Source organism: Polaromonas sp. P3_A5, from assembly GCF_056403055.1.
The window spans coordinates 254,933-279,109 of sequence record NZ_JBFUGF010000002.1 but is presented as its reverse complement, the minus strand read 5'-3'; the positions used below and the strand labels follow the sequence as shown (position 1 = coordinate 279,109).

26 protein-coding genes are annotated in these 24,177 nt (G+C 60.9%); 19 read left to right on the top strand and 7 right to left on the bottom strand.

Features of this window, described 5'->3' with window-relative positions:
- Positions 1-8 precede the first annotated feature (8 nt).
- The 5 genes from AC1DU8_RS18790 (at position 9) to AC1DU8_RS18770 (ending at position 4,265) form a co-directional block, all read left to right on the top strand.
- The gene (locus AC1DU8_RS18790) at positions 9-425 is read left to right on the top strand and encodes a YchJ family protein (protein ID WP_477727145.1); all 417 of its coding nucleotides are present in this window, start codon (positions 9-11) and stop codon (positions 423-425) included.
- Positions 426-511: 86 nt separating this feature from the next.
- Positions 512-2,293, top strand: coding sequence for a sensor domain-containing diguanylate cyclase (locus AC1DU8_RS18785; protein WP_477666824.1), 1,782 nt, complete (start codon positions 512-514; stop codon positions 2,291-2,293).
- A gap of 86 nt (positions 2,294-2,379) precedes the next feature.
- The gene (locus AC1DU8_RS18780) at positions 2,380-2,676 is read left to right on the top strand and encodes a hypothetical protein (protein ID WP_477666823.1); all 297 of its coding nucleotides are present in this window, start codon (positions 2,380-2,382) and stop codon (positions 2,674-2,676) included.
- The gene (locus AC1DU8_RS18775) at positions 2,663-3,586 is read left to right on the top strand and encodes a metallophosphoesterase (RefSeq protein ID WP_477702428.1); all 924 of its coding nucleotides are present in this window, start codon (positions 2,663-2,665) and stop codon (positions 3,584-3,586) included. The genes AC1DU8_RS18780 and AC1DU8_RS18775 overlap by 14 nt, the downstream gene beginning before the upstream one ends.
- A gap of 16 nt (positions 3,587-3,602) precedes the next feature.
- Positions 3,603-4,265, top strand: coding sequence for an HAD family hydrolase (locus tag AC1DU8_RS18770; RefSeq protein WP_477666821.1), 663 nt, complete (start codon positions 3,603-3,605; stop codon positions 4,263-4,265).
- A 43-nt stretch (positions 4,266-4,308) separates the two neighbouring features.
- On the opposite strand, the gene AC1DU8_RS18765 is transcribed toward AC1DU8_RS18770, so the two are convergent.
- Complete coding sequence (locus AC1DU8_RS18765; RefSeq protein WP_477727144.1) at positions 4,309-5,253, bottom strand: hypothetical protein; 945 nt, start codon at positions 5,251-5,253, stop codon at positions 4,309-4,311.
- Positions 5,254-5,307: 54 nt separating this feature from the next.
- Here AC1DU8_RS18765 and AC1DU8_RS18760 point away from each other — a divergent pair, with 54 nt between their 5' ends.
- Together AC1DU8_RS18760 and AC1DU8_RS18755 are read left to right on the top strand one after the other, a co-directional pair.
- A complete protein-coding gene (locus AC1DU8_RS18760) occupies positions 5,308-5,520 on the top strand; it encodes a hypothetical protein (protein WP_477689831.1) in 213 nt (70 codons plus the stop codon).
- A complete protein-coding gene (locus AC1DU8_RS18755) occupies positions 5,517-5,894 on the top strand; it encodes a YciI family protein (protein ID WP_477727143.1) in 378 nt (125 codons plus the stop codon). The genes AC1DU8_RS18760 and AC1DU8_RS18755 overlap by 4 nt, the downstream gene beginning before the upstream one ends.
- A 260-nt stretch (positions 5,895-6,154) precedes the next feature.
- Here the strand turns inward: AC1DU8_RS18755 and AC1DU8_RS18750 are convergent, their stop codons facing one another.
- From AC1DU8_RS18750 to AC1DU8_RS18740, 3 genes are all read right to left on the bottom strand, one after another.
- Positions 6,155-8,098, bottom strand: a complete 1,944-nt coding sequence (locus AC1DU8_RS18750; protein WP_477727142.1) for a potassium transporter Kup — start codon at positions 8,096-8,098, stop codon at positions 6,155-6,157.
- A 94-nt stretch (positions 8,099-8,192) separates the two neighbouring features.
- The gene (locus AC1DU8_RS18745) at positions 8,193-8,879 is read right to left on the bottom strand and encodes a response regulator (protein ID WP_477672302.1); all 687 of its coding nucleotides are present in this window, start codon (positions 8,877-8,879) and stop codon (positions 8,193-8,195) included.
- Positions 8,876-10,399 (bottom strand): sensor histidine kinase, encoded by a 1,524-nt coding sequence (locus AC1DU8_RS18740; protein WP_477727141.1) that lies wholly within the window; start codon positions 10,397-10,399, stop codon positions 8,876-8,878. Before AC1DU8_RS18740 ends, AC1DU8_RS18745 begins: the two co-directional genes overlap by 4 nt.
- Positions 10,400-10,711: 312 nt before the next feature.
- On the opposite strand from AC1DU8_RS18740, the gene AC1DU8_RS18735 reads away from it, so the two are divergent.
- From AC1DU8_RS18735 to AC1DU8_RS18715, 5 genes are all read left to right on the top strand, one after another.
- Positions 10,712-11,872, top strand: coding sequence for an aminotransferase class V-fold PLP-dependent enzyme (locus AC1DU8_RS18735; RefSeq protein WP_477702426.1), 1,161 nt, complete (start codon positions 10,712-10,714; stop codon positions 11,870-11,872).
- Positions 11,873-11,969: 97 nt separating this feature from the next.
- A complete protein-coding gene (locus AC1DU8_RS18730) occupies positions 11,970-13,127 on the top strand; it encodes a formyltransferase family protein (protein ID WP_477727140.1) in 1,158 nt (385 codons plus the stop codon).
- 48 nt (positions 13,128-13,175) lie between these two features.
- Positions 13,176-13,475 (top strand): hypothetical protein, encoded by a 300-nt coding sequence (locus AC1DU8_RS18725; protein WP_477727139.1) that lies wholly within the window; start codon positions 13,176-13,178, stop codon positions 13,473-13,475.
- 148 nt (positions 13,476-13,623) lie between these two features.
- Positions 13,624-13,983 (top strand): DUF1801 domain-containing protein, encoded by a 360-nt coding sequence (locus AC1DU8_RS18720; RefSeq protein ID WP_477727138.1) that lies wholly within the window; start codon positions 13,624-13,626, stop codon positions 13,981-13,983.
- A gap of 8 nt (positions 13,984-13,991) precedes the next feature.
- Entirely contained in the window at positions 13,992-14,216 is a 225-nt protein-coding gene (locus tag AC1DU8_RS18715; RefSeq protein ID WP_477666814.1) for a DUF6500 family protein, read from the top strand.
- 108 nt (positions 14,217-14,324) lie between these two features.
- Here the strand turns inward: AC1DU8_RS18715 and AC1DU8_RS18710 are convergent, their stop codons facing one another.
- On the bottom strand, positions 14,325-15,080 hold the full coding sequence (locus AC1DU8_RS18710) for an IclR family transcriptional regulator (protein ID WP_477694705.1): 756 nt from the start codon (positions 15,078-15,080) through the stop codon (positions 14,325-14,327).
- 108 nt (positions 15,081-15,188) lie between these two features.
- Between AC1DU8_RS18710 and AC1DU8_RS18705 the strand changes: the two genes are divergently transcribed.
- Genes AC1DU8_RS18705 through AC1DU8_RS18695 form a run of 3 tightly spaced genes read left to right on the top strand, consistent with a single transcriptional unit; the run spans position 15,189 to position 17,804 of the window.
- Positions 15,189-16,157: a Bug family tripartite tricarboxylate transporter substrate binding protein gene (locus AC1DU8_RS18705; protein ID WP_477727137.1), complete on the top strand. Its 969-nt coding sequence runs from the start codon at positions 15,189-15,191 to the stop codon at positions 16,155-16,157.
- A gap of 1 nt (position 16,158) precedes the next feature.
- A complete protein-coding gene (locus AC1DU8_RS18700; protein ID WP_477727136.1) occupies positions 16,159-16,839 on the top strand; it encodes an RraA family protein in 681 nt (226 codons plus the stop codon).
- A gap of 29 nt (positions 16,840-16,868) precedes the next feature.
- Positions 16,869-17,804, top strand: a complete 936-nt coding sequence (locus AC1DU8_RS18695; protein ID WP_477727135.1) for a hydroxyacid dehydrogenase — start codon at positions 16,869-16,871, stop codon at positions 17,802-17,804.
- A 56-nt stretch (positions 17,805-17,860) separates the two neighbouring features.
- Here AC1DU8_RS18695 and AC1DU8_RS18690 read toward each other — a convergent pair whose 3' ends face one another.
- Positions 17,861-18,838, bottom strand: coding sequence for a Bug family tripartite tricarboxylate transporter substrate binding protein (locus AC1DU8_RS18690; RefSeq protein WP_477727134.1), 978 nt, complete (start codon positions 18,836-18,838; stop codon positions 17,861-17,863).
- A gap of 89 nt (positions 18,839-18,927) precedes the next feature.
- Between AC1DU8_RS18690 and AC1DU8_RS18685 the strand changes: the two genes are divergently transcribed.
- The 4 genes from AC1DU8_RS18685 to AC1DU8_RS18670 all read left to right on the top strand — a co-directional run bounded on the left by AC1DU8_RS18685 (position 18,928) and on the right by AC1DU8_RS18670 (position 23,764).
- On the top strand, positions 18,928-19,209 hold the full coding sequence (locus AC1DU8_RS18685; RefSeq protein ID WP_477727133.1) for an ACT domain-containing protein: 282 nt from the start codon (positions 18,928-18,930) through the stop codon (positions 19,207-19,209).
- Positions 19,210-19,599: 390 nt separating this feature from the next.
- Entirely contained in the window at positions 19,600-20,616 is a 1,017-nt protein-coding gene (locus AC1DU8_RS18680; protein WP_477727132.1) for a DNA cytosine methyltransferase, read from the top strand.
- A 2-nt stretch (positions 20,617-20,618) separates the two neighbouring features.
- Positions 20,619-22,595, top strand: a complete 1,977-nt coding sequence (locus AC1DU8_RS18675) for an ATP-binding protein (protein ID WP_477727131.1) — start codon at positions 20,619-20,621, stop codon at positions 22,593-22,595.
- Positions 22,592-23,764, top strand: coding sequence for a PP_RS20740 family protein (locus AC1DU8_RS18670; protein WP_477727130.1), 1,173 nt, complete (start codon positions 22,592-22,594; stop codon positions 23,762-23,764). The genes AC1DU8_RS18675 and AC1DU8_RS18670 overlap by 4 nt, the downstream gene beginning before the upstream one ends.
- On the opposite strand, the gene AC1DU8_RS18665 is transcribed toward AC1DU8_RS18670, so the two are convergent.
- Positions 23,761-24,165 carry a very short patch repair endonuclease gene (locus tag AC1DU8_RS18665; protein WP_477727129.1) on the bottom strand — a complete coding sequence of 135 codons (405 nt, stop codon included), beginning with the start codon at positions 24,163-24,165 and terminating at the stop codon, positions 23,761-23,763. The genes AC1DU8_RS18670 and AC1DU8_RS18665 overlap by 4 nt on opposite strands.
- Positions 24,166-24,177: the final 12 nt, after the last annotated feature.

Genomic DNA, 24,177 nt, shown 5'->3' with positions numbered 1-24,177 from the left:
CGCGGGTGATGCCGGGCCCGTCACCCTCTCAGCCGTGCCCCTGCGGCCGCACCGGTCCGGCCAAAAAGCCGTTGCCGTTCGCAAATTGCTGTGGCCGCTACCTTGGTCACTTCGACACCGTGCCCGCGCCCGACGCCGAGTCCCTCATGCGTTCGCGCTACACCGCCTTTGTGGCCGGGCGTGCCGACTACCTGCTCGCCACCTGGCACACCAGCCATCGGCCCGCTTCCATCGAGTTTGACCCCGGCGTGAAATGGCTGGGCCTCGAAGTGCGCAGCCATCGCCAGATCGATGACACCCACGCCGAGGTCGAATTCGTCGCCCGCCAGAAAATCCCCGGCAGCCCGGCCGTGCGCCTGCACGAACGCAGCCGCTTTGTTCTCGAGTTAGGCCATTGGTACTACGTCGACGGCGACCACCTGTGATGAGCTATAAAAGGTGCTTTAAGCCCTTAATTGACGGGTTCTGGTTGCTCCTGTATTAATAGCATCTCGGGTGAAGAATGGATTTCATGAAAGAACAGCGCGCAACCCGTTCGGCTTCGTGGCGGCAGTGCAATCCGCTGCTCTGGACCGGTGTGTTGGGGCTGGTGTTTCTGCTCGGGCTGAATTCCCCGCCCGCCACTGCCGGCAGTCCGGCGTCCTACCCCGCCCCGCTGCAGGTGCTTGAAGGCTTGCCCGCAAGCGCCACCGTTGCGCAGGTTGCGGCCATGGATGCCGCGCTCTTCAAGCCCCTGGTGAGCGGCAAGCGTTATGCAGTGAGTGCGGCCTCGCCGCTTTGGCTGCGCATGACGCTGGCGCCGGGGGGCGTGGTGAATGGCGCCGATTGGCTGCTGGAATTTCCCACCGTGATCGTGGATCGGTATGAGTTCTTCCAGCGCGATGCGGGCGGTGCATGGCGCATGGCTGTGGCCGGCGATTTTGTGGCGCATGTGCGGTGGCCTGTCGATTCGCTGCGGCCGCGTTTTCCGTTGCCGCAGCCCGGCGCGGACGCGCAGGACATTTTTGTCCGCGTGGTACACCGCTTGCCCGTCAATCTGAGTCCCGTGCTGGTAGGTACGGCAGAGGCGTCCCGGCGAGATGTGGTGCAGATGTTGTGGGTGGGCCTGCAGCTGGGGGTGATCATCACGCTGGTTCTCTTCTGCGCCCAGATGGCGCTGGCCTATCGCGACCGCACCTATGCCTGGTATGCCGGCTACCTTGTGTTTACCGTCATGGCCACCCTCTGCTACACCGGCGCGGCCCAGCGTTACCTGTGGCCCCACGCCACAACCTTTGCCAGCCACGCGATTGTGTTGTCTGTGATGGGCGCCCTGGCCTTCAACCTCCAGTTCACCCGGTCCATCTTCGGCGGGCTGCAGGGGCGGAACTTTCACCGCATGGCGCGCGTGCTGGTTGCGCTGTGCCTCATGTACATGACGGCCAGCCCCTTCGTTGAGCAGTACGACCGCATGGTGCCGATGTTTCACGCCATCACACTCAGCGTTTTTGCCTTCACCATCACCTGCGCCTGGCGTGCCTGGCGGCGTGGTGTGGCCTTCGGCGGCTACTGGCTGCTGGTGTACCTGCCCTACCTTGTTTGCGTGGCCCTCGCCCTTGCCGAAAGCTCGGGGCTTATCAACGCGCCCTGGTTGCCCGGCGAAACTCCGGTCGCCGCTGCCCTGGTGGAGGTGGTGGTCATGATGCTGTGCATCAACGCCTGGAGCCGTCTGCGCCACGCCGATACAGTGCGCGAGCAGGCGGCCGAAGAGCACGATCCGCTCACCGGTTTCCTTAACAGGAAAACCTTTCGCGACCGCGCGGCCCGCATCTGGAACGCCGCGCCAGAGCTGAAGCGTGACCTGGCCATCATCTATGTTTCTGTGGAGCCGGCCGACCCGGACGGGCTGAACATCATTGAGGCCGAAGAACTGCTGGCCCGCAGCGTGCGGCTGGTACGCACCATCACGCGCGACTTCGACACCGTGGGGCGGCTTGGCCGCAACATGCTGGGCATTGTGATGGAGGGCGTGATGCCGGGTGAAGCGTTCAGGGCCCGCCTGTCCCGGCTGGTGGCCCTGGGGCTGATGCGTGATGCCGACGACCCCACCTCCATGGCGCTGCGGTTCACCGTGGCGGTGGGTAGCCGCCGTAGCGAGGTCGGAGATTTTGCGGCGCTCGACGCAGCGTTGCAGGGCCTGATGGTGGAGGATGACCAGGCCCAGCGCGCGATCCGTTTCCTGAGTCCGCCCGAAGCCGATGGCGACTCCATTCCCGTGCGCCGTTTCGGCTCCACCCCTGGCCAGTTGCAATGAACCGCCCGCCAGGAGCTCCGGCCCCGTTCGCACGGCAGGCCGTTGGTACCATGTGAGCGGTAGCCTTAACTGGGCGGGGAGCACCAATGTTCAATCAAACCGTGCGCGGCATGTATTGCCTGCGCTGCAGCAGCCGCAAGGTGGTTCGCGGCAATTTCGAAGCGGAGCGGTTCTATCCCTTGCGTGGCTTGCTGCGCTCGCTTGTCGGCAAGCCCGTGCTTTTGCAAAACCAGCATTCACATGCCTGCATGGACTGCGGCCTGGCCTGGAACGAAGTCGATGCCGCCGAGCTGCGCAAAAACCTGCGCGCTTACGGCCTGGCGCCACACAGCACCGGCGTGATGGAGGCCGTGAACGAAGCGGGTGTTGATGTCCGTTTATGAGCGCCTGGTAAAACTGCAAAGGTCTTGCTGGGCCTGCGTTCTGGTTCCGGTGATTTTGCTGCTGGGCACATGGGTCGTCATCATCGAACCACGCTGGGTCGCCCACCGCGAGATCAGTGAAACCGTTCCGGACTGGAAAGGGCCGCCCGGCCTGAAAGTGGCCATTGCTTCCGACTGGCACTTCACCAAACGCCCGCTGTGGCGCATCATGACGGTAGAGCGTGCGCGTGACATCGTGGCGCAGATCAATGCCGCCCAACCAGACGTGGTGCTGTTGCCCGGCGACTTCATTGCCGACCGCGACTACAAGCCCGACACCGCCGCCACACCCGAGGACGAGATCGCCCAGGTGCTGGGCGGGCTGAAAGCCCGGCTGGGTGTCTATGCGGTCATGGGTAACCACGACTGGTGGCACGACGGCGAAAAATTCACCGCGGCATTCACCCGCGCGGGCATCACGGTGCTCGAGAACGACGCCGTGCCTTTACCCCTGCCCTTACCCGTGCCACCCGGAGCATCCGGAACGCCCGTCTGGGTGGTGGGCGTGGGCGACGACCACACCGGCCACTCCCAACCGGCCAAGGCGATGAGCAAGGTGCCCAAGGGCGCGCACGCCCTGGTGTTCATGCACGAGCCGGCCAGTTTGATCGACTTGCCGCCCGTGCGCGGTCTCGTCGTAGCCGGCCACACGCACGGCGGCCAGGTCTACCTGCCCTTTGTCGGCGCGCTGGTCGTGCCCGGCGCCGGCCCGCGCGACTGGGCCTACGGCTGGGTCGGGCACGAAGACAATCGCATGTACATCACCAGCGGCCTGGGCGTCAGCATCTTGCCGGTGCGATTTAACATGAGGCCTGAGTGGGTGATGTTCACCCTCAACGCAGCCAACGGCAAGCCCAAGGCGACCCCCTGAAAAAGAAAGCTGACAGATGAAGTTCGATGCCGTGTTATTTGACTGTGATGGCGTGCTGGTCGACAGCGAGCCGCTGACCAACGGCGTGCTCCGCGACATGCTGGAAGAGCTCGGCTGGAAGCTCGGCTCGGCCGAATGCATGGCCATGTTTGTCGGCAAGGCCGTCAAGGACGAAGCCGCCACCATCGAAGCCCATACCGGCAAGCCGCTGACCGAAGCGTGGATGCTGGAGTTTCGCGCCCGCCGCAACGAAGCCCTGGTCGAGTCTCTGCTGGCTGTGCATGGCGCGGTGGAGGCCGTCAGCCAGATCCACACGGCCTATCAGGGCCGCATCGCCTGCGCGTCCGGCGCCGACCGCTTCAAGGTCGAGCTGCAGCTGGAAAAGTGCGACCTGATGCCTTTCTTTGAGGGCAACATCTTCAGCGGGCACGAGCTGCCACGCTCCAAGCCCTTCCCCGATGTCTACCTGGCCGCCGCCGCCGCGCTGGGGGTAGACCCGAAGCGCTGCGCCGTGGTCGAAGACACTGTCACCGGCGTCACGGCCGGCGTGGCGGCCGGCTGCACGGTGTTTGGCTACAGCCCGCCCGAGCTGGGCCACGACGCGCCCGCAGCCCTGCGCGCCGCCGGTGCGGTGCATGTGTTCACCGCTATGGCCGACCTGCCGGCGTTGCTGAGCTGAAGCGACCGGGTGATGTCAGATCTTTGATGGGCTGATCTGCCAGTCAGGGCGGTTTGATGAGATCGTCAATGGCCTGCCGGTACTCGGCGATCATCGGTGTTTTCATGGCCTCGCTTCTCGTGATTCTGAGCGGATCTGGATTCGGCGGCGTGTTGACGTACCGGTACATCAAGGTCTGCTTTTCACCCAAGGTCATGACGTGCTTTTCTGTCGCCTTGACCTTGGCCAGATCAAAAATAGTTGTCGACAGCAGGTTGTGAAAAACGATGGATCTGGGGGCTTTCTCCCATGAGATGGGTTTGAATTCTCGACCATCCAATGTCGCAAGCCGATGTCCCATTGTGTTGTAACTGCTGCCCCAATTTTCTTTAGGCAGTGCTTGGTTCAAGCTGTCATCCAGTCCGGCCAGGACGAGATACCAGATTCCATCAAACCGGTTCAGGTAGATCGGCTGAAACTGAGTGATAACGGACACCTTGGGTTCACCCGCCGCCGGTTCAAAACTGAGTTCGGTACTCTGCAGGCGTGCATCCTTGAATTCGTGCAGCCGCCAGCCGGTGCGCTCATAGGTTCTGCGTGTTTCCACGACCTTCAGCTCACCATTGCCCAGCCGGATTTCTTCGCGCCATGCCAGGTCGAAGAATTGGGAGTAGAGCCCGTTCGTGGCAGTAAAAATCGCTGCTATGCCTAACGCAATAGTGACTCCTGTAAAAATGAATTGCGGCCCCGAAGGGGACCTCTGCTGTGGCTGAAAGCCGTAGTTAAGCCACTCCAGCACGTTCTTGAAGAACCACGCAAATACGAAAAATCCAGCCACCAGGCTGGGGATTCCCGTGAAGTAGGGTGAGACCACAAGAATCTCATCACCCCAGATGACAGTGGGTGCAAGATTGATGAGCAGGAAGCACGCGATGCCAATCCCTGCCGCGGTCAGGCCGCTCGACGCCACAAAAAGGACCTTGAAGAAATATCTGGATAACGAGTTCATAAGATGGGAAACCGCTTTTACTCATCGCCATGGATGCATTCCACATTGGCATCAATGTGCCTGATTGTCTACGGGCTGTCATCGCTGCGCGGGGTATGGGCTACCGCGCCAGCTGTGCTGGGGCTGCCGCCTTCCAACATGCGCCATGATGCGACCATGGCCGAATCTGGCATAAAGCCGGAATTTTCCGTGGCCAGCCTGTCGATTCCGGTCGAATCCATTCGTCGTAGAGGTGTCAGTCACCATTTTTTGAAGGAAACACCATGAAATACCTCTGCCTCGCCTACTACAACCCCGCCGAATTCGCCGCCATGGCACCCGCCGACATGCAGGCCCTGGTCAGCCAGTGCCCGCCCAAGGATGCCCAGCTCAAGGCCACCGGCCAGCTGCGTGTCAGCGCCTCGCTGGGCGAGCCCGCCATCCGCCTGCAGCCGCGCGGCAGCAAGACGCAGAAGATCGACGGCCCGTTCACGGAGGCCAAAGAGCTGGTGGGCGGCTTTTTCATCATCGACGCTGCCAACCCGGACGAAGCCGTGAAAACCGCCTCGCTGCATCCGGCGGCCACGCTGGGCGAGCAGGCCGGCTGGCGCATCGACATGCACCCCATCGATTTCTTTGAGCAGTACGACGGCAAGGCCTGACGCGGCTGGGCGGGCGCCTGACCGGCCTTTTTGGGCCATTTTCAGGCACAAAAAAGGCCTCTGACCCAATAACAACGGGCGCAAGCAGCTATTGTTTTGATAGCGTTTCCGTGTGAACTGAAAACTGGCCTGAGAGCCTTTTGAGCGCCAAAAAGTGTCAAAAACAGGCGTTTTCAGGCATCAAAAGTGCCTGCAGCCCAATGGGAGTCTGCGCAACCAGCTATCAATTTGATAGTAACTTCGCGCACTTGCTGGCTCCCTCAAATCTGCACCCGCGTCCCCAGCTCAATCACGCAGTTGTTGGGCAGCTTGAAAAACCCCGCCACGCTGCCTGCGTTGCGCGACATCAGGGCGAACAGCGCCTCGCGCCAGTGCACCATGCCCGAGCCGCGCGTGGGCACCACGATTTCGCGGCTTAAAAAGTACGAGGTCTCAAACAGGTTGATGGGCAGGCCCTGGGCCTTGCACAGCTCCAGCGCTTTCGGAATGTCGGGCGTGTTCTTGAAGCCGTAGTTCACCTCTACCCGCCAGAAACCCGGTGCCAGCGGCTGCACCTGCACGCGCTCGGTAAACGGTATCCACGGCACTTCATGAAACACCACCGTCAGGATCAGGTTGCGTTCATGCAAAACCTGGTTGTGCTTGAGGTTGTGCATCAGCGCCTGCGGCACCGTGTCGGGGTTGGCCACCGCATACACCGCAGTGCGCTGTACCCGGTTCACACTGTCGGCCGACAGCGCCGTCACAAAGGGCAACAGCTCCGGGTCGTCGTGGCGGATGCTTTCTACCAGCAGCTCGCGCCCGCGCCGCCACGTCGCCATCACGGTGAAGATCGCCACACCCATCACCAGCGGAAACCAGCCGCCCTGCATGAACTTCAGCATGCACGACACCACCAGCAGCAGGTCCAGCGCCACAAAGACGGCGGTGGCCGCAATCGCCAGCGGCAAGGGGTAGCGCCAGCCCTGGCGTATGACAAAGAAAGTCAGCAAGGTGGTGATCAGCATGGTGATCGTCACTGCAATGCCGTAGGCTGCCGCCATCGCAGACGAGCTGCCAAAGCCGAGCACCGTGGCCAGCACGGCCGCCAGCAGCAGCCAGTTCACGCCCGGCATGTAGATTTGACCGGCCTCGCGCGCCGAGGTGTGCAGCACGCTCATGCGCGGCAGCAGGCCCAGCTGTATGGCCTGCCGCGTCATCGAATAAGCACCCGAGATGACGGCCTGCGATGCAATCACCGTAGCCAGCGTAGCCAGCACCACGGCGGGAATCAGCCAGGCTTCGGCAAACATGCGATAGAAAGGGTTTTCCAGCGCCGCCGGGTCGCGCATCAGCAGCGCGCCCTGGCCCATGTAGTTGATGGCCAGCGCCGGCAGCACCAGGCCGCCCCAGGCAAACTGGATGGGCCGCTTGCCGAAGTGGCCCATGTCGGCATACAGCGCCTCCGCGCCGGTAAAGGCCAGCACGATGGCGCCCACCGCCACAAACATGTGCCAGCCCTGAGCGCTCAAAAAGCGAATGGCGTTCAGCGGGTTCAGCGCGGCCAGTATGCCGGGCTGCTGCGCAATCTCAATCGCGCCGGTAAAGGCCAGCACGCCAAACCACAGCACGATGACCGGACCAAACAGCTTGCCGACCAGGCCCGTGCCAAAACGCTGCACCGCAAACAGCCCCACCAGCACCGCCATGCACACCGGCAGCACGTAGGGTTTGAGCGCGGGCGTCACTACCTCCAGGCCTTCGACCGCGCTGAGCACCGAGATCGCAGGCGTGATGACGCTGTCGCCGTAAAACAGCGCCGCGCCCAGCACGCCCGTCAGCAGCAGGGCGGTGCGCGCTTTCGGGTTGTGCCCGGCCGCCTTGGCCGCCAGCGCGGTCAGCGCCATGATGCCGCCTTCGCCGTTGTTGTCGGCCCGCAAGATCAGCAGGATGTACTTGAGCGTGACGATCATCATCAGGCCCCAGAAAATCACCGACACCGCGCCTATGAGGTGCGCCGCATCCAGCGGCACGCCCGTGGCGGGGCTGAAGATTTCCTTCATGGTGTAGAGCGGGCTGGTACCAATGTCGCCGTACACCACGCCCAGCGCACCCAGCGTCAGCGCCGCCACGCCTTCGCGGTGGCCTTTTTTACGCGTTGTGTTGTTGGCGGCTGTGGCCTGGCCCTCTGCAGCAGCATTCGCAGTCGTTGCGACATTTCCCATACATTCCATCCCTCAGTGAAGAAGCCCTCACTGTCGGCCGGCGGGCATCAGGAACGCATAAGTGCGCGTAAGGAAATCGCCGTTCAGGCCGGTTTCAGTCCGTCGCCAGCCGATAACCCACGCCGGTCTCGGTCAGCAAATGCCGGGGCTCGGCCGGTTCCTGCTCAATCTTGGCGCGCAGCTGCGCCATATAGAGGCGCAGGTAATGCACGTGCTCGGTGTACTCCGGCCCCCACACATCGGCCAGCAACTGCCGGTGCGTCACCACGCGGCCCGCGCTGCGAACCAGCCGCGCCAGCAGCTTGAACTCGGTGGGCGTCAGGTGCAGCGTTTCGCCGTGCAGCTGCGCGGTGTGCAGCGTCAGGTCCACACGCAAACCATCAAGTTCATGCACCGTTACGGCCGCAGCCAGGGCCGTGCCGCGGTGGCGCAGCGCCACGCGTATGCGCGCCAGCAGCTCGCTCACGCTGAAGGGCTTGGTCAGGTAGTCGTCGGCGCCCGCGTCCAGCAGCTTGATTTTTTGCGCTTCCTGGTGCCGGGCCGACACCACCAGTATCGGCAGTGAATGCTTGCGCCGCACTTCCTGCACCAGCTCTGCGCCGTCACCGTCGGGCAGGCCCAGGTCCAGCACAATCACGTCGGGCGGGTCGTTGCGCACCAGCGCGGCGGCTTCGCTCAGCGACACGGCCGTCTGTACCTCAAAGCCTTCCACCGATAGCGACGCGCGCATCAGCTCGCGCAGGTCGCGGTCGTCTTCCACCACCAGAAGGCGCAGGCTCATGGCTGCATCCCCGCGGGTTGCTGCGCCTCGATGGGCAGCGTCAACGTAAAGACATTGCCTTCACCTGGTTCGCCAACATCACGGCGCGACGATAAAGTGAGCCGGCCCTGGTGCGCCTCTGCAATGGCACGGCACAGCGCCAGTCCCAGGCCCGCGCCGCGCGGGCCGGATTGGTCACCGCGTGCATAGGGCGCAAAGATGGCCTCGTACTTGTCTTTTGCGATTTGCGGACCGCTGTCCTTTACCGCCAGCCGCAGCGTGTTGCCCTGGGCCTCCACCGACAGCGCAATCGCGCCGGTGCTGTACTTGAGCGCGTTGTCCAGCAGGTTGTCCACCAGCTGCGCCAGCAGCACCGGGTCAGCCCTGATCAGAGGCAGCCCGGCCTGTACGGCCGAGGTGATGCGGCGCTGCGTATCGCGCTTGCGCACGCGCGCCAGCACCGTGCCGACAATTTCCTCCGGCGACTCCCATTGCCGCGCCGGCGGCTGCGCGGTGTTGGAGAGTTGCACCAGCTGCAGCGTGTTCTCCGTCACGGTCGATAAATAAGAGGCCTCACTCACAATGCTGCCCAGCAGCCGCGCCTGCTCGGCCGGGGCCAGCTTGTCGCCCTGCGTTTGCAGCGCTGATGCCGCGCCCACCACGGTTGCCAACGGCGTGCGCAGGTCATGCGAAATGGCCGCCAGAAAAGTGCTTTGCACTTGCTGGCGTTGCGCCTCGCCCTGCGCCGCCTGCATCGACTGGCTGAGCTGCAGCCGCCACAGCGCCTGCCCCAGCAGCGCGCACAGCGCCTCGGCATGTTCACGCCCGCCGGTGTCGTGTGCCGGTGCGGGCTCTACCCGGGCCGCGCCGTGCATCTGCGTCTTGTCGCCCAGCGGCAGGTACCAGGCGTTCAGCCCCGGCCAGCGCCCGGTGCCGGGCCCCAGCGTGGCCGCTTCGCGCATGCAGCACTTCATGCCGTCCAGCACTGAGGGCTCCAGCACGGCGGCGTTCGAGAGTTCGCCGCCGGCTTGCCGCGTGCCCAGCAGGCAGGGGCCTTCAAAGGCCTCGTCCAGCGCCGCCTGGCCCAGTGCCGCAATTTCTTCAGCGTTTGCTGCAGCTGCCAACTGTGTGGCCAGGCCCTGCAGCTGGCGCGCCCGCTCTTCGTTCAACCGGGCCACCGCCGTTTCGCGCCGCAGCCGCGCAGACAGGTGGCTGATGGCCAGCGCCACCAGCAGCATGCTGAAAATCGCAATCAGGTGATCCCGGCTCTCCACCTCAAAGGTAAAACGCGGCGGCACAAAAAAGTAGTTCAGAGCGGTCACGGCCACTATCGCGCAGGTCACGGACTCCTTCCAGCCCATGGTGTAAGACACCACCACCACGACCAGCACATACAGCATGGCCTGGCTGGCAATCGTGACTTGCCTTGCGAGCAGCAGCCCGCCGCCGGTGGCAGCCGCCAGCAGCAGCGCCACGATGGCCCAGTGGCGCAAACTTGTACCGGTGGTGGGTGTGGCGAGGGTGGGTAGGGCAGCTTTCATCATCAGAAGCCCAGCGTACCATCGGCCGCATCAGGATTGCATCAGGAAGGCCTGGCGGGGCGTGGTGGCGGGTAGGGTGCGTCCCAGGGCCTCAAAACCCCCGAATTTCTTGACTTGAATCAACTTTTACACATAAAAAGTGCCTGCAGGTCAATAGGGACGAGCGCAAGCAGCTATTAAATTAATAGCGAATGGCGCCCCTGCTGCATGGCCCTGCCGCCTTCCGCCGTCACACATAACCCCACTGCCAAAATCGCCCCATCCTGTTAAGCTGGTTGCCCGACTTTTAATAACGATTTGAGAGACAACACCATGCCCGGACTCCTCCCCAACGTTGACCCTGACGGCCTGCTCGAGTTTTCGGTGGTCTACACCGACCGCGCGCTCAACCACATGTCAAAAAGCTTCCAGGGCGTGATGAGCGACATCTCGCGCATCCTCAAAGACGTGTACAAGGCGCACGCCGTGGCCCTGGTGCCCGGCAGCGGCACCTACGGCATGGAAGCCGTGGCCCGCCAGTTTGCGGGAGGCAAGCATGTCATGGTCATCCGCAACGGCTGGTTCAGCTACCGCTGGACGCAAATCTTTGACATGGGCCACATCCCCGCGTCGCACACCGTGCTCAAGGCCAGGCAGACCGGCCCCGGCGCGCAAGCCCCCTGGGCGCCCGCACCCATCGCGGATGTGGTGGCTGCCATCGCCAAAGAAAAGCCCGCGCTCGTTTTTGCGCCGCACGTAGAAACCGCCTCCGGCATGATCCTGCCCGACAGCTACCTGCAGGCCGTGGCCGCGGCGGTGCATGCCGTCGGCGGCCTCTTTGTGCTCGACTGCATTGCCTCCGGCGCCATGTGGGTCGACATGAAGGCCACCGGCGTTGACCTGCTCATCTCCGCCCCGCAAAAAGGCTGGAGCAGCTCACCTTGCTGCGCCATGGTCATGCTCAGCGAGCGCGCCCGCGCCGCCATTGACAGCACCGCCAGCTCCAGCTTTGCCTGCGACCTGAAGAAGTGGATGCAGATCATGGAAACGTATGAAAACGGCGGCCATGCCTACCACGCCACCTTGCCCACAGACGCCCTCACGCGCCTGCGCGCCGCCATGAAAGAAACGCAAGACTACGGCTTTGCCAAAGTCAAAGCCGAGCAGGAAGCCCTGGGTAGCAAAGTGCGCAAACTGTTTGAAAGCCGCGGCCTGCCCAGCGTGGCCGCCGAAGGCTTCAAAGCCCCGGGCGTGGTCGTCAGCTACACCACTGACCCAGACATCCAGTCCGGCAAAAAATTTCTTGCACAAGGTTTGCAAACCGCTGCCGGCGTGCCGCTGCAGTGCGACGAGACCGCAGACTTCAAGACCTTCCGCGTCGGCCTGTTTGGCCTCGAGAAATGGCACCAGTCTGACCGCACGGTCGGCCAGCTCGCTGCCGCACTCGACCAGATCGGCCTGACCGAGAAGGCGCGCCAGGCTGTCGCGGCCTGAGCGGCTGTTTCTCATCGGGAGCTTCGGCTCCCTTTTTTATGTCCGCTTTCCGTTTTAATCCATCCCTTTATCTATTCATTCCTAAAGAGACGTGTCCATGAAATGCGCTTTGGTCGGTTCCCGTTTTTTCGCAGCCTCTGTGTTTGAGGCGCTTCGCAAAGAAGAAGGCATTGAGTTCACCAGCATCGTCGCCCCGGCTGAAGACGACCGGCTGGCGATTGCCGGCCGCGCCGCCGGCATCCCCGTGCACGTGCTGGCCAACCCCAAGATCGTGCCCGGCGAGGCGATTGCCGAAGGCACCGAACTCATCATCGCCGCGCACACCCATGCCCGCGTGAGCGACGACGCACTGGCACGATCACGCCTTGGCGGCATCGGCTACCACCCCTCGCTGCTGCCACGCCACCGCGGCATTGCGGCCGTTGAGTGGACGATTCTGGAAGGCGACCCGATTGCCGGCGGCTCCGTCTATCACCTGGCCGACGGCTGGGACGCCGGCGCCATCGCCGCGCAAGACTGGTGCTTTGTCAAGAAAGGCGAAACCGCCCGCGAACTGTGGGAGCGTGCCCTCGCACCCATGGGCCTGGCGCTGCTCAGCAAAGTCGTGCACCACGCCCGTCTGCAAGGCAGCCTGCCCGCCGACGTGCAAGACCCCGCCTTCGCCACCCGCGCCCCCATGCTGCGCAAGGCCGTGGTGCTGACCGAAGAGGTCTCGTCCGCCAACACTTCGTTAGTCGTCTCCATCGTCGGCACAGATCGCCAGGGCATCGTCAGCGCATTGGCAGACAAAGCCCAACGCTTCGGCGCCAACTGGGCCGCCAGCCGCATGACACGCCTGGCCGGTGAATTCGCCGGCATGGTCCACTTCGAAGTACCCCGCGAAAACGCCGATAACCTCGCCAACTCCCTGCGCGGCCTGCAGTCCAGCGGCTTGCAAGTCGTCGTCGCAAAAAGCGATGGCGCCAACACGCCCGCCGCCCTGCGCGTGTTTGAACTCGAACTGGTAGGCGAAGACCGCCTGGGCATCGTCAGCAACCTGACGAAGATGTTGGCCGAGCGCGGCATCAGCATTGAAAGCATTCACACCGACATCGTGCGCAGCGGCGTCTCAGGCAAACAGACCTTCAAGGTCGAGGCGCATTTGCTGGTACCGGCCAAGTTGTCGGTAGAGGCTTTGCAGAAAGAGCTGGGCACCTTGGCCAGCGAGATGATGCTGGATATTGCGTTGGGGGAGCGGCAGCTTGCTGTCGGGTAAGTCAATACGCATCTCGGGCATGAAGTGAGCTAAGAGTACGGAATAGCAATGGTTGAAATCGTTGTGGCGGTGCTGGTTGTTGGGGGCTTGGGTGTGCTTCCCATCGTTGGGCTCATCATCCAGGTGTGGCGTGACCGCCGGGGCAAGCGGAGGAATGCGCAGGGCAGGTGTTACGCCTGCGGCGGGTCGGGCTTTCTATGGCCTCTGCCTCACTACAAAGGCGCAACCTTCAATTACTGCCTGCCATGCAGTCAACGCCAGCGCCGGATGTCCACGATGACCGGGCTTGTCGCTGCCGGGGTTCTGGTGGTGGGCTTGTGTGCCTGGTTGATCGTCCGCGAGCTTTAAGAGATTTCGCTTGGAAGGGCGGCAGGTTGCCGGCAAGTCAGCTGAGATTCGGTTTGTCCGGCGTGGTGGCTGAGAGTGGTGGCAGTAACGAAAATCATGATTTGCTGTAATAGCCCAGAGTTCAAGCAACACTACAAATCCTGAAACCATGACCAGCGACCGCATCTCAAAATTTCTCGACGACATACGCCTTCTTGATCCCGAACGCTTCGAGCTTGTACAGGCACTGAGAAAAATCATCCTTGGCCTGGATTCCTCGATCTCTGAAGAGGTGAAATACGGTGGACTCCTGTTCTCCGCTGTAAAGCCGTTTTGTGGGGTGTTCTCTTACGCAAAACACGTTTCCCTGGAGTTCGGCGAGGGCGCATCACTGCCGGACAAGCTCAAAGTGCTCGAGGGCGAAGGCAAATTCCGTCGCCACATCAAATTGGCATCAGTTGAAGACATCACGGGCAAGCATGTTCGTGACTATCTTGCTTTGGCGCTCAAGATGTCGGCGAAGGCGTGAGGATGCAAATGCGCGCTCACCTGAAACAGAAAATAATCGATGTTTGTGAAAACAAGATCAGAGAGAAAGGCGAAAACGTCGGCGTGTCTTTCTACGCTTTTTTTGCCAACAAGAATGACAACCCGGAGCTCCTGATGGAGGCCGCAAAATGGTGGATCCAAACGCACCGGCTGGACCACTTTGAGAAAGCGTTGAAGATCAGGCGTCTGGTTGAGCAGGAAGCGGTCGATTGAGAAAAACCGCACCTTGATGTAAGCGTCCTCCAGGGCCATATCCGCCCCAGGCACCCTCTCTTTTTTCCAGACGACCCCAAGGCGTCTCACAAGCAACTTTCGCAACTTTCAAGGATGCCAGCGCGAGACCGCCCGCGGCGTGTGGGCCGACTTGCTTCCGGCGAGCGCATACGACAGCTGGTTCGCCGCGCGGATGACGCTCTTGGCGTGCTTCATCAGTTTGGTCTTTGACAGCCGCGCACTCGGGCCCGAGATGCAGATAGACCCCAGCAATCGCCAGTTGAGGCCGAACACCGGCGCCGCCACACTGGCCACTTCGGCTTCGCGTTCGCCCATCGAGATCTGGTACCCCTGCTCTCGGATCGACTCGTAGGGTTCTCCCGCTGCGCCGCTGAAGGCCAGGATCACGCGCCCCGGTGCGCCCTTGTTCAACGGCAGCCGCTCGCCGACACGCACATGGTGCCGCACCGATTGCGGCCCTTCGACGCGCGCCACGCAGGCGCGAATGTCGCCTTCGCGCACGTAGAACGACGCGCTCTCACCGCTTGCCTCGACGAGCTCGTGCAGCGTGGGCTCGACGATGCGGTTGACGTCGAACCCGGCCTGGTAGCGCGCACCCAGCCAGCCGGCGGCCGGCCCCAGCCTCCACTGGCCGTCGTCGGCCTGCACCATGTATTGCGACAAGGCCAGCGTGCGCGCCAGGCGCAGCACCGTCGTCTTGTGCATGTGTGAGCGCCGGCTCAATTCCGCCAGTGAAAGCGTTGACTCGCCCACCTCAAAAGCTTCCATCAGCGAGAGCGCCCGCGTCACCGCGATAACGCCGCCGCCCGTCTCAACTGGCTCATTTGCTGGATCGTTGCGCATGCCGCACCATGGTTCACTGTATGAAACGGTATTGTATGGCGTGCAACGCGCGCCTACAGTCACATCCATACCGCAGCTATTGTTTAAAGCGGAGCCTTGGAGACATACATGAAACTTTCCCGCCGTTACGCGCTGGCCGCTGCCATCGCGTGTTCCCTGGCCACCAGCGCTTTTGCGCAGGCCTGGCCCAACAAACCCATCCGCCTCGTCGTCCCGTTCCCGGCCGGCGGCGGCACCGACATCATCGCCCGCGAAGTCACGAACAAGGTCACGGGCTCGGGCTACACCTTCATCGTTGACAACAAGCCCGGCTCGGGCGGCAACCTCGGCGTAGACGCCGTGGCGAAGTCGCCGGCAGACGGCTACACGCTGGTGCTCGGCCAGACCAGCAACCTGGCGATTAACACCAGCCTGTACGCCAAACTTCCATACGACCCCGTGAAGGACCTCACGCCCGTGAGCCTCGTGGCGAGTGCGCCGCTGGTCATCGTCGTCGCGGCGGATTCGCCGTACAAGACGCTCGCCGACATCGTTGCGGCGTCCAAGGCCAAACCCGGCTCCCTGAACTACGCGACCTCCGGCAACGGCACCGTTGCGCACCTCGCAACCGAATCCTTCCAGAAGGCCGCAGACGTCAAGCTGACGCACGTGCCGTACAAGGGTGCGGCGCAGGGCGCCACCGACCTGATTGGCGGGCAGGTGCAGCTCTATGTGTCTTCCATCCCCACGCTCATCGGCCACATCAAGAACGGAAAAATGCGCGCCATCGCCGTCACCTCGGCCAAACGCACCGAAGACCTGCCGCAGGTACCGACCATTGCCGAGTCCGGCTACAAGGGTTTTGAGGCCGTGACCTGGTTCGGCATTGCCGGGCCCGCGAACCTGCCGAAAGATGTCGTCGCCAAACTCAACGCCGACATCAACAAGGCGCTGCAGGCGGCCGACCTGCGCAAAAAGCTGCGCGACCAGGGCGCCGACGTGGAAGGGAGTACGCCGGAGCAATTCAGCAAACTGATCCGGGAAGACATCACCCGCTGGGGCAAGATTGTTAAAGAATCCGGCGCGAAAGTAGACTGACATGACACAAGACATCATCCGCAAGTTTGACCGCGTGCCGGCCGCCGTTGTGCGCGAAGCCGCTGCATTCCAGCCCGCCATCCTGGCCGACGTGGCCGGCCGCCGGGGTGCGATGCACGGGCGCATCAAGGCATTGCGCCCCCGCATGAAATTTGCCGGAACGGCCTTCACCGTTGAAGTCCGCCCTGGCGACAACCTGATGATTCACGCGGCAATGTCACTGGCGCAGCCGGGTGATGTGTTGGTCATAGACGGCAAGGGCGACCTCACCGCCGCGCTGATGGGCACCATCATGATGACCGCCTGCAAACAGCTGGGTATCGTCGGTGTTGTCATTGACGGCGCAGTGCGGGACACCCTGGAGATCGACGAAATGGATTTCCCTGTCTTTGCGGCCGGGTACAACCCGAACGGCCCGACCAAAACCTGCCCGGGCCGCATCGGCCACCCCGTGACGGCAGGCGGTGTCACCGTGCATGCGGGCGACTTCGTGATGGGCGACGCGGATGGCGTTGTCGTGGTGGAGCGCGAGAAGATCGAATCCCTGCTGCCGGCCGCTGCGAAGAAGGTGGCCGACGAAAACGCACGGATAGCGGCGATCAAAAAAGGCGACACAGCGGCGAAGTGGCTGGAGTCAGCATTGCGCAGCGCTGGCGTGCTGAAAGAAGGTGAGTCGCTGTGAGCAATGGGCAACCTGCCATGAAAGCCGTCATGAAGCCCGTCATTCTGGTCACCGCGGCAGACCTTGCACCAGAAGCGCTGGCGCTTCTGCAGGGCTACGAAGTCATCTACGCCGGCAAGACGCCAACTGAAGAAGACATCGTCGCCCTCTGCCAGCGACACGACCCGGTGGGCATCATCGTGCGCTACAGCAAGGTGGGGTCAGCCGCCATCGCGGCAGCGCCATCCCTGCGCGTGATCTCCAAACACGGCAGCGGCACCGACACCATTGACAAGGTGGCAGCCGCCGCGCGGGGTGTTCAAGTTCGTGCCGCGGCCGGCGCCAACGCCAATGCCGTCGCCGAACAGGCCCTGGCATTGATGCTCGCGTGTGCCAAGTCGATTCCCGTGCTGGACGCCCGCATGCGCGCCGGCCATTGGGACAAGGCCACCCACAAGAGCGTGGAACTGTATGGCAAGACTGTCGGGCTGGTGGGCCTGGGTGCCATCGGGCTGCGCTTTGCACGCATGGCGAGTGCATTGGGCATGGAGGTATTGGGCTTTGACCCTTATGCCAAAGAGCTGCCGGAATTCATGACATGGGTCGAGCTCGAAACGCTTTGGCAAAACGCAGACGTGATTTCGCTGCATTGCCCGCTGACCGACGAGAACCGCAACCTGCTGAATGGCGCCACGCTGGCCAAGTGCAAGAAAGGTGTGATCATCGTCAACACGGCGCGCGGCGGGCTGGTAGACGAGGCCGCTTTGCTCGAAGCCCTTCGCAGCGGACAAGTCCATTCTGCGGGCCTGGACAGCTTCAGCGTGGAACCCATGGCGCCCGGGCACCCGTTCCAAAGCGAACCGGGTCTCATCCTGAGTCCGCATATCGGTGGGGTCACGAGCAACGCGTATGTGAACATGGGCGTTGCGGCTGCAAGCAACGCGCGAAGCGTGATCGAAGGTGTAGCCGCTGGGGCTTTGGCTTAGCTTTCGATCAACGGCTGCCTGGGGCATGCGCCCCAGCCCGGCCAGCGCATTCGCTTTTATTGCGGCACCAGGCCGGCAGCTTTCACCAGGTCGGCGTGGATGCGAATCTCTTCTGATATCACTTGCGCCAGGGGCTTGGCCTCATCGGGCGCCGGCTCCATGCCAATTTCCAGCAGCTTGGTTTTGGCATCGCCTCTCAGAAACGCCTTCGCGGATTTGCTGAGCTTGTCGATCACCGGCTGCGGCGTTTTGGCGGGCACCAGCAGGCCGATCCATGCCGAGAGCACCACATTGTTCACGCCGCCTTCGCGCAGCGTGGGAATGTCCGGCGCGGAAATGGCCCGTTTTTCACTCAGCACACCCACCGCTTGCAGCTTGCCCGACTTGATGTGTGGGAGCGCCTCCGGCAGCGGGGCAAAGGCCATGTCCACCACGCCGCCAATCAGGTCGGTAATCGCTGGCGCACCGCCCTTGTAGGGAACGTGCAGCAGCTTCGCGCCAGTCTGGCTTTCAAACATCAGCCCCGCCAGGTGCTGCGGGCTGCCGTCACCTGAAGAGGCATACGTCAGCTTGCCCGGGTTGGCCTTGGCCGCCGCGAGGATGCTCGCCGGCGTTCCATACTTCGCCTTGTCGTTCACCACCAGCACCATGGCCTGGTTCACCAGCTTGGTCACCGCCACAAAGTCGGTTTCCGGGTTGTAGGGCAGGGTTTTGAAGATGCTCTTGTTCGTGGTCAGAAAGGAAGCTGGCGACACCATGATGGTGTAGCCGTCCGGCACCGCCTTGGCCACCACCGGCACCCCGATCTGCCCCGAACCGCCGGCCCGGTTGTCCACCACAAAGGGCTGACCCAGGTCGGTGGTCAGCTGCTGGCTGACCTGACGGGCCACCATGTCGACGCTGCCGCCAGCCGGCAGCGCCACGATGACTTTGACCGGGTGGCTGGGGTAGGGCTCTTGCGCGAAGGAGGGGGCGGCGAGCGCCAGGCCGGACGCGGCGCAAAGGGCCAGGCAAGCGGTGCGGGTGAATGACATGGGTCGCTTTCAGAGTTGGGGGTGCTGGGGCGTCGCCAGTTCGTGCTCTGCAAACTTGCTCTGCCTTAGGGTTTAGGGATGCAAGTTGTATGCCTGCAGACAGGGTTTGGAACTACAACTGGGAGGCGGAGATCGCAGGCATCGTCAGCAAGCTGACAAAGATGCTCGTTGAGCGCGGCATCAGCATTGAGAGCATTCACACCGGCATCGTGCGCAGTGGCGCCTCAGGCAAACAGACCTTCAATGTGGAGGCGGATTTGCTGGTGCCTGCCAATTTGTCGGTGGAGGCGTTGCAGAAGGAGCTGGGGACGCTGGCCAGCGAGATGATGTTGGATATTGCGTTGGGGGAGAAGCAGGTGACTGCCAATTGAGTTAAGAGTTGTGATGGCGATTGAAGTGCATCTTCACTCGCACCCTTAACGCCTGCTAGTGCCGAGACATCAGATTGATGTAAAGTGACATATTTCTGCAGCTTGGAGTCGTTATGGCGCAATCCATCTGGACAACATTTCCTCCGCCTGTTAAGCAGGGCGGTGAGCTGCTGAAGTTAGCTGATGATAGCTACGCTTCGAACGCATGGGGCGTGTGGCAACTAGTTAGGCGCAACCGGCGAGCCCTATCTCCTTTTGCAGACCCAACGGTAAGGAATATGCTGTGAACAGCGCCAAAAAGAATCAACAGGGGCGGCGGTGAAAAAAGCATCTCTCGCTGCGAGTAGAGTTCGCTCACACCGTGAAGGTCGGCCTTCTACGAAAAGGCCCATGCATCCGCAGAATGTTCCCACAACTGGTCTCCCCAAGATCGTTAGTCTCTTTTGCGGCGCCGGAGGGCTGGATTGGGGCTTTCATCAAGAAAGTTTCCAGATCCCAATTGCGATCGATGTTTCAGAAGCTGCGGTGCGAACACACAAGAAGAATTTCAGTAGTACGCATAGTGTGGCCGCCGACCTGATCAAGCTAAAGCCAAGCGGCGTGCACTCGTTGGTGGAAAAGCAGATACCCGCCAAGAGCCGTATTGGAGTGATTGGCGGCCCTCCATGTCAAGGTTTCTCTCGTGCCAATACAACTTCACAGGCTGATGACCCTCGTAACGAGCTGCCTCAGCTTTACCTGGATATTGTCAAAAACCTGCAGAAGACATACACGGTCGAGTTCGTGGTGTTTGAAAACGTTCTCGGGATTCGAGACAAGAAGCATGCTGCAACTTACAAAGCTCTGATGGATGGTCTCGATGCTCTCGGCTTTGATGTGACAGAGAAGGAGCTGTGTGCACTTGACTATGGAGTTCCGCAGAAAAGGCGCCGCATTGTGCTTTCGGCAATGCGAAAGAAACAAGGCTATAGCCAAGTCCGTCCTGAGATGAAAAGCGGTCTTAAGACTGTTCGCGAAGCCATCGGTGGTCTAGCTGCGCCTAAGTATTTTGAAAGAAAGTTAACGCCCGCTGATATTCCCGTACATGCAAACCATTGGACGATGAAGCCGAAGTCGCCCCGTTTTAGCGATCCTGATGGAAATTATGCCGAGGGCCGTAGCTTCAAGCGCCTTGCCTGGGATGAGGCGAGTCCCACCGTTGCCTTTGGACATCGCGAAATACATGTTCATCCCAATGGGACGCGTCGGCTCAGTATCTATGAAGCAATGCTGCTTCAAGGATTTCCTCAAGGATTTGTTTTGGAGGGAAACCTATCCGAGCAAGTGGAACAAGTATCCAACGCGGTGCCCCCTCCTCTTGCTCACAGTATTGCGCAGGCTGTAAAGCGCGCGCTTGACGGTCAATAGCGATGGCATCCCAGCAACCGAACGTTACAGAGGTTCATGACGAACTGGGTTTGGTTGCATCTATCCGGGCGAGCCACGGAACGAATGATGTTGTTCAGACGACTCTAAAAACCGACGAACGAGTGATTGCTCGTGTTACCGATGGTATCTATCGTCAACCCGGCTCTGCGTTGCGCGAATTGATCTCAAACGCCTACGATGCCGATGCAACGCGAGTAGTAATCAAAACGGACGCTCCGCGCTTTGAGCGCATTTCTGTCGAAGACGATGGGCATGGCATGGGCCCCGAAGCGCTAGCACATTTGCTACTGCACATTGGGGGTAGCGCGAAACGCAGCGACGCCGGTCCCGGCTTAGGTGTCACCGCCGCAAATGACCCGATGCGCAGCCCTGGTGGGCGGCGCCTAATAGGAAAGATCGGCATTGGCCTATTTTCCGTTTCTCAGCTGACCCACACATTTCAGATCATCACCAAGGTCGAAGATGACGACCACAGGACGGTTGCCACAGTTGCCTTGCGACAGTATGCAGATGAGGACCTAGCTCCTGCTCATGATGGCGAGAGGAAATTTGAATCTGGCAAGGTGAATATCTGGCGGGAAAAGGCCGCAGACACGGATTCCCACGGAACAACCATTGTTCTGACTAGCATTCGACCACAGGCGCGCGATACCTTGCGTAGCCGAGACATCTGGAATGCCATTGACCAGAATGAACTGCAGTCCGAATCGGAGGAGAAGCTGGCCATCGAACCGCCGCGGTTTCACATTGGACGCGTAGACAACAGTGGTGAATTGCTGAAGAGAACGGCGGGCAAGGTATGGTCGCTTCCCTGGGAAAAGGGTGATCCACCAGATGAGGCTTTTAGCAAGCTCGTGCAATCCGTTTGGGATGAGGTGGAGCATTCGACTCCCAACCCGCAGCTCGACCGCATCTTTGACTATTACCTGCGCATGGTTTGGCAACTCAGCCTTGCGGTTCCCCTGCCGTATGTTGATGGGCATCTATTTGATATGAATATTGGCGGCTGGGCGGAAGCATTCCTGCTGTCCAATCAACCCAAAGGTACCGCGCAGAAGCTTGACGTTTCCGGGGCTCCGCTACGTGAGAAGGCGGACCTCCACGATCCGGTAGGCCTGATTGGCGGCTTTGATATATTTTTCGATGACCTTAAGCTGGCCCGCCCACTCAAGTTTAAAGATCTTCCAATCACAAATAATGCACTGAAACACCCGCTGGTGTTTATAGGAAAGTGCCGGGAAGAGTTCAAGAAATTGCCTCGGGAATTAAGCGGGGGCCCGCTCGCATTTGAGGCCTACTTATTTTGGACGCCCAAGGTTGCTCCGGTTGAGCACCAAGGGTCGCTGGTGCGTATCCATGGGTCGAGCGGCACGCTTTTTGACTCCACGTTTATGCGATACCAGGTGTCCGAACAAACGCGGCTGAGACAGATCACATGTGAAATATTTGTCAGTGAGGGGCTCGACAGCGCGCTGAACATTGATCGAGAGTCTTTTAATAGCGCACATCCGCACTCCGTCTACATCACCAAGTGGCTGCACAGCGCATTACGTCAGCTGGCTTCAACGCAAAAACGCCTTGCAGGGGAGGTGCGCGAGCACACCCGGGACGAAAGCAAAGGAGCTGCAGTCTCCGAGATACAGCGCGTCGCCAGTAATGTCTGGCGGCAGGAGGCTGACGATCCTGCAGCTAGACCGCCGTCCATTGAACTATCCGCTAGCGGGAAAAAGTCCGAAATCGCAGGCGAATCGTATGTGTATTCCCGCACCGCTATCGTTCCCGACCACCCACGCGCCCAAACGGCGAAGGAAAAAGCTCGGAACGTTATCCTTGAAGAGAAGCTTAAGGCGATCGCACAGGTGCTTGCCTCCTTCGGCCTGTTAGACGCTGTACCGAAGCGTAAGCAGGAAAAACTACTGAAGGCCATTTACGAAATTTTGGATGCTCCGGGAGAATGATGGACGACGCGGCACCCAACGAAGAGGAGCATGCGGACGACATCGTCGAGATGGTTGTCTATGAAGCTCCTATGCCGACGGCTGCCAAGGAGTTCTTGCCTTGGCATCGTCCACGCAAACAGTATGTTCGCCACCATCAGTGGTGCTACGAAATCATTCGGATGATTGCTGCCACACCTCCAGCCGGAGGCATCCTAAAGTACTTGGGTTTGCCTGGCATTGATCTTCTCGATCTCCGGCACTTTCATAGCGAGGTCTGCAACGCGCAGAACGTTGAATTGCGTTTCCTTGGTTTCAATAGCAGCGCTCGTCCGGACAGCAGAGCGCAGACCGAACTGAACATATCTTTGGACGAGGTGCTGAGGTTGCCACGGGTTAATCCGATGTCTGAAGTGATTGGTGACAATTTCGCCCGTGTCGCTAATCAAGACTCCTTGGCCTTTCGCAAAGCGCGCCAGCTCGGGCCATACGATGTGATCAACCTTGACCTGTGCGATGGTTTTGGTGCGCAGGCTCCTGGCACGATAGACAACAGTTACTACGACGCCGTTCGCAGTCTGTTAGCACTGCAGTCTCGCACGATGAATCCGTGGCTCCTTCTGCTAACTACGAGAGCTGATAAGCCTAATATTAATGATCAGGTTTTACAGGCGCTCCTGGGCAAGTACATAGCTAATCTGACTCAGTGTGCACCGTTTCGAGAGGCCTCTCGCGACCGCTTTGGAATCGAAACTGCAGAGGCGGTGGCCGCAGCTGCGGAGACGCCTGAGGGCTTACTTCCGGTCTTTCTTACCGGGCTTTGTAAATGGTTTGTCGCGTTAGCACTTGAACACCAGCCGCCGACTTCAGTAGAGCTCTGCAGCGCTTTTGGTTACCGGGTGGAGAAGGGTGTCGAGCACGAGGATTTGATCTCGCTGGCGTTGAAATTCACACCGATGTTCATTCCAGTAGGTGATCCTTTAGGCCTCGCAAACCAGCCAGTCGCTGCACCAGATGAGGGGGTACTTGCAACACGTGCGCTCAAGCGAGTTGCCAAGCGGATCGATGCAGACAAAAAACTGACGGACGATGCCGCGATGCGACAGAGCATGATTGATGCCACTGCGCATCTTCTCGGCCTTGCGCGCTATGACGTGGAGGCCTACAAGATCTGGCTGCAGACCGCCTAGCTTCCCATGAAGGCTTGTAGTCTTTCTTCTAGGCCTTCAACGCACCGAACTTCACACTCCCATAGCTCTAGGACATTCCAACCTTGCTCTTCAAGAGCTTTCAGGGTGCGTGCGTCACGGGCACGATTGCCATTGATCTTGGCACTCCAGTAGCCCTCATTCGATTTTGGTTTTGATGCAAGCCGGCAAGTGTGTCCATGCCAGAAGCAGCCCTGCACGAGAATGATCTTGCGGTGTTTGGGCAGAACAATGTCCGGCCGGCCAGGAAGGTCCTTGTGGTGGAGTCTGAAACGGTAGCCAAGTCGATGCAGAATCGAGCGTACTGCCAGTTCCGGCTTGGTATTTTTGCTACGTATGCCGCTCATTAGCGCAGAACGCCTCGCGGGAGTGATTGTGTCCATATCGTTCGTGCC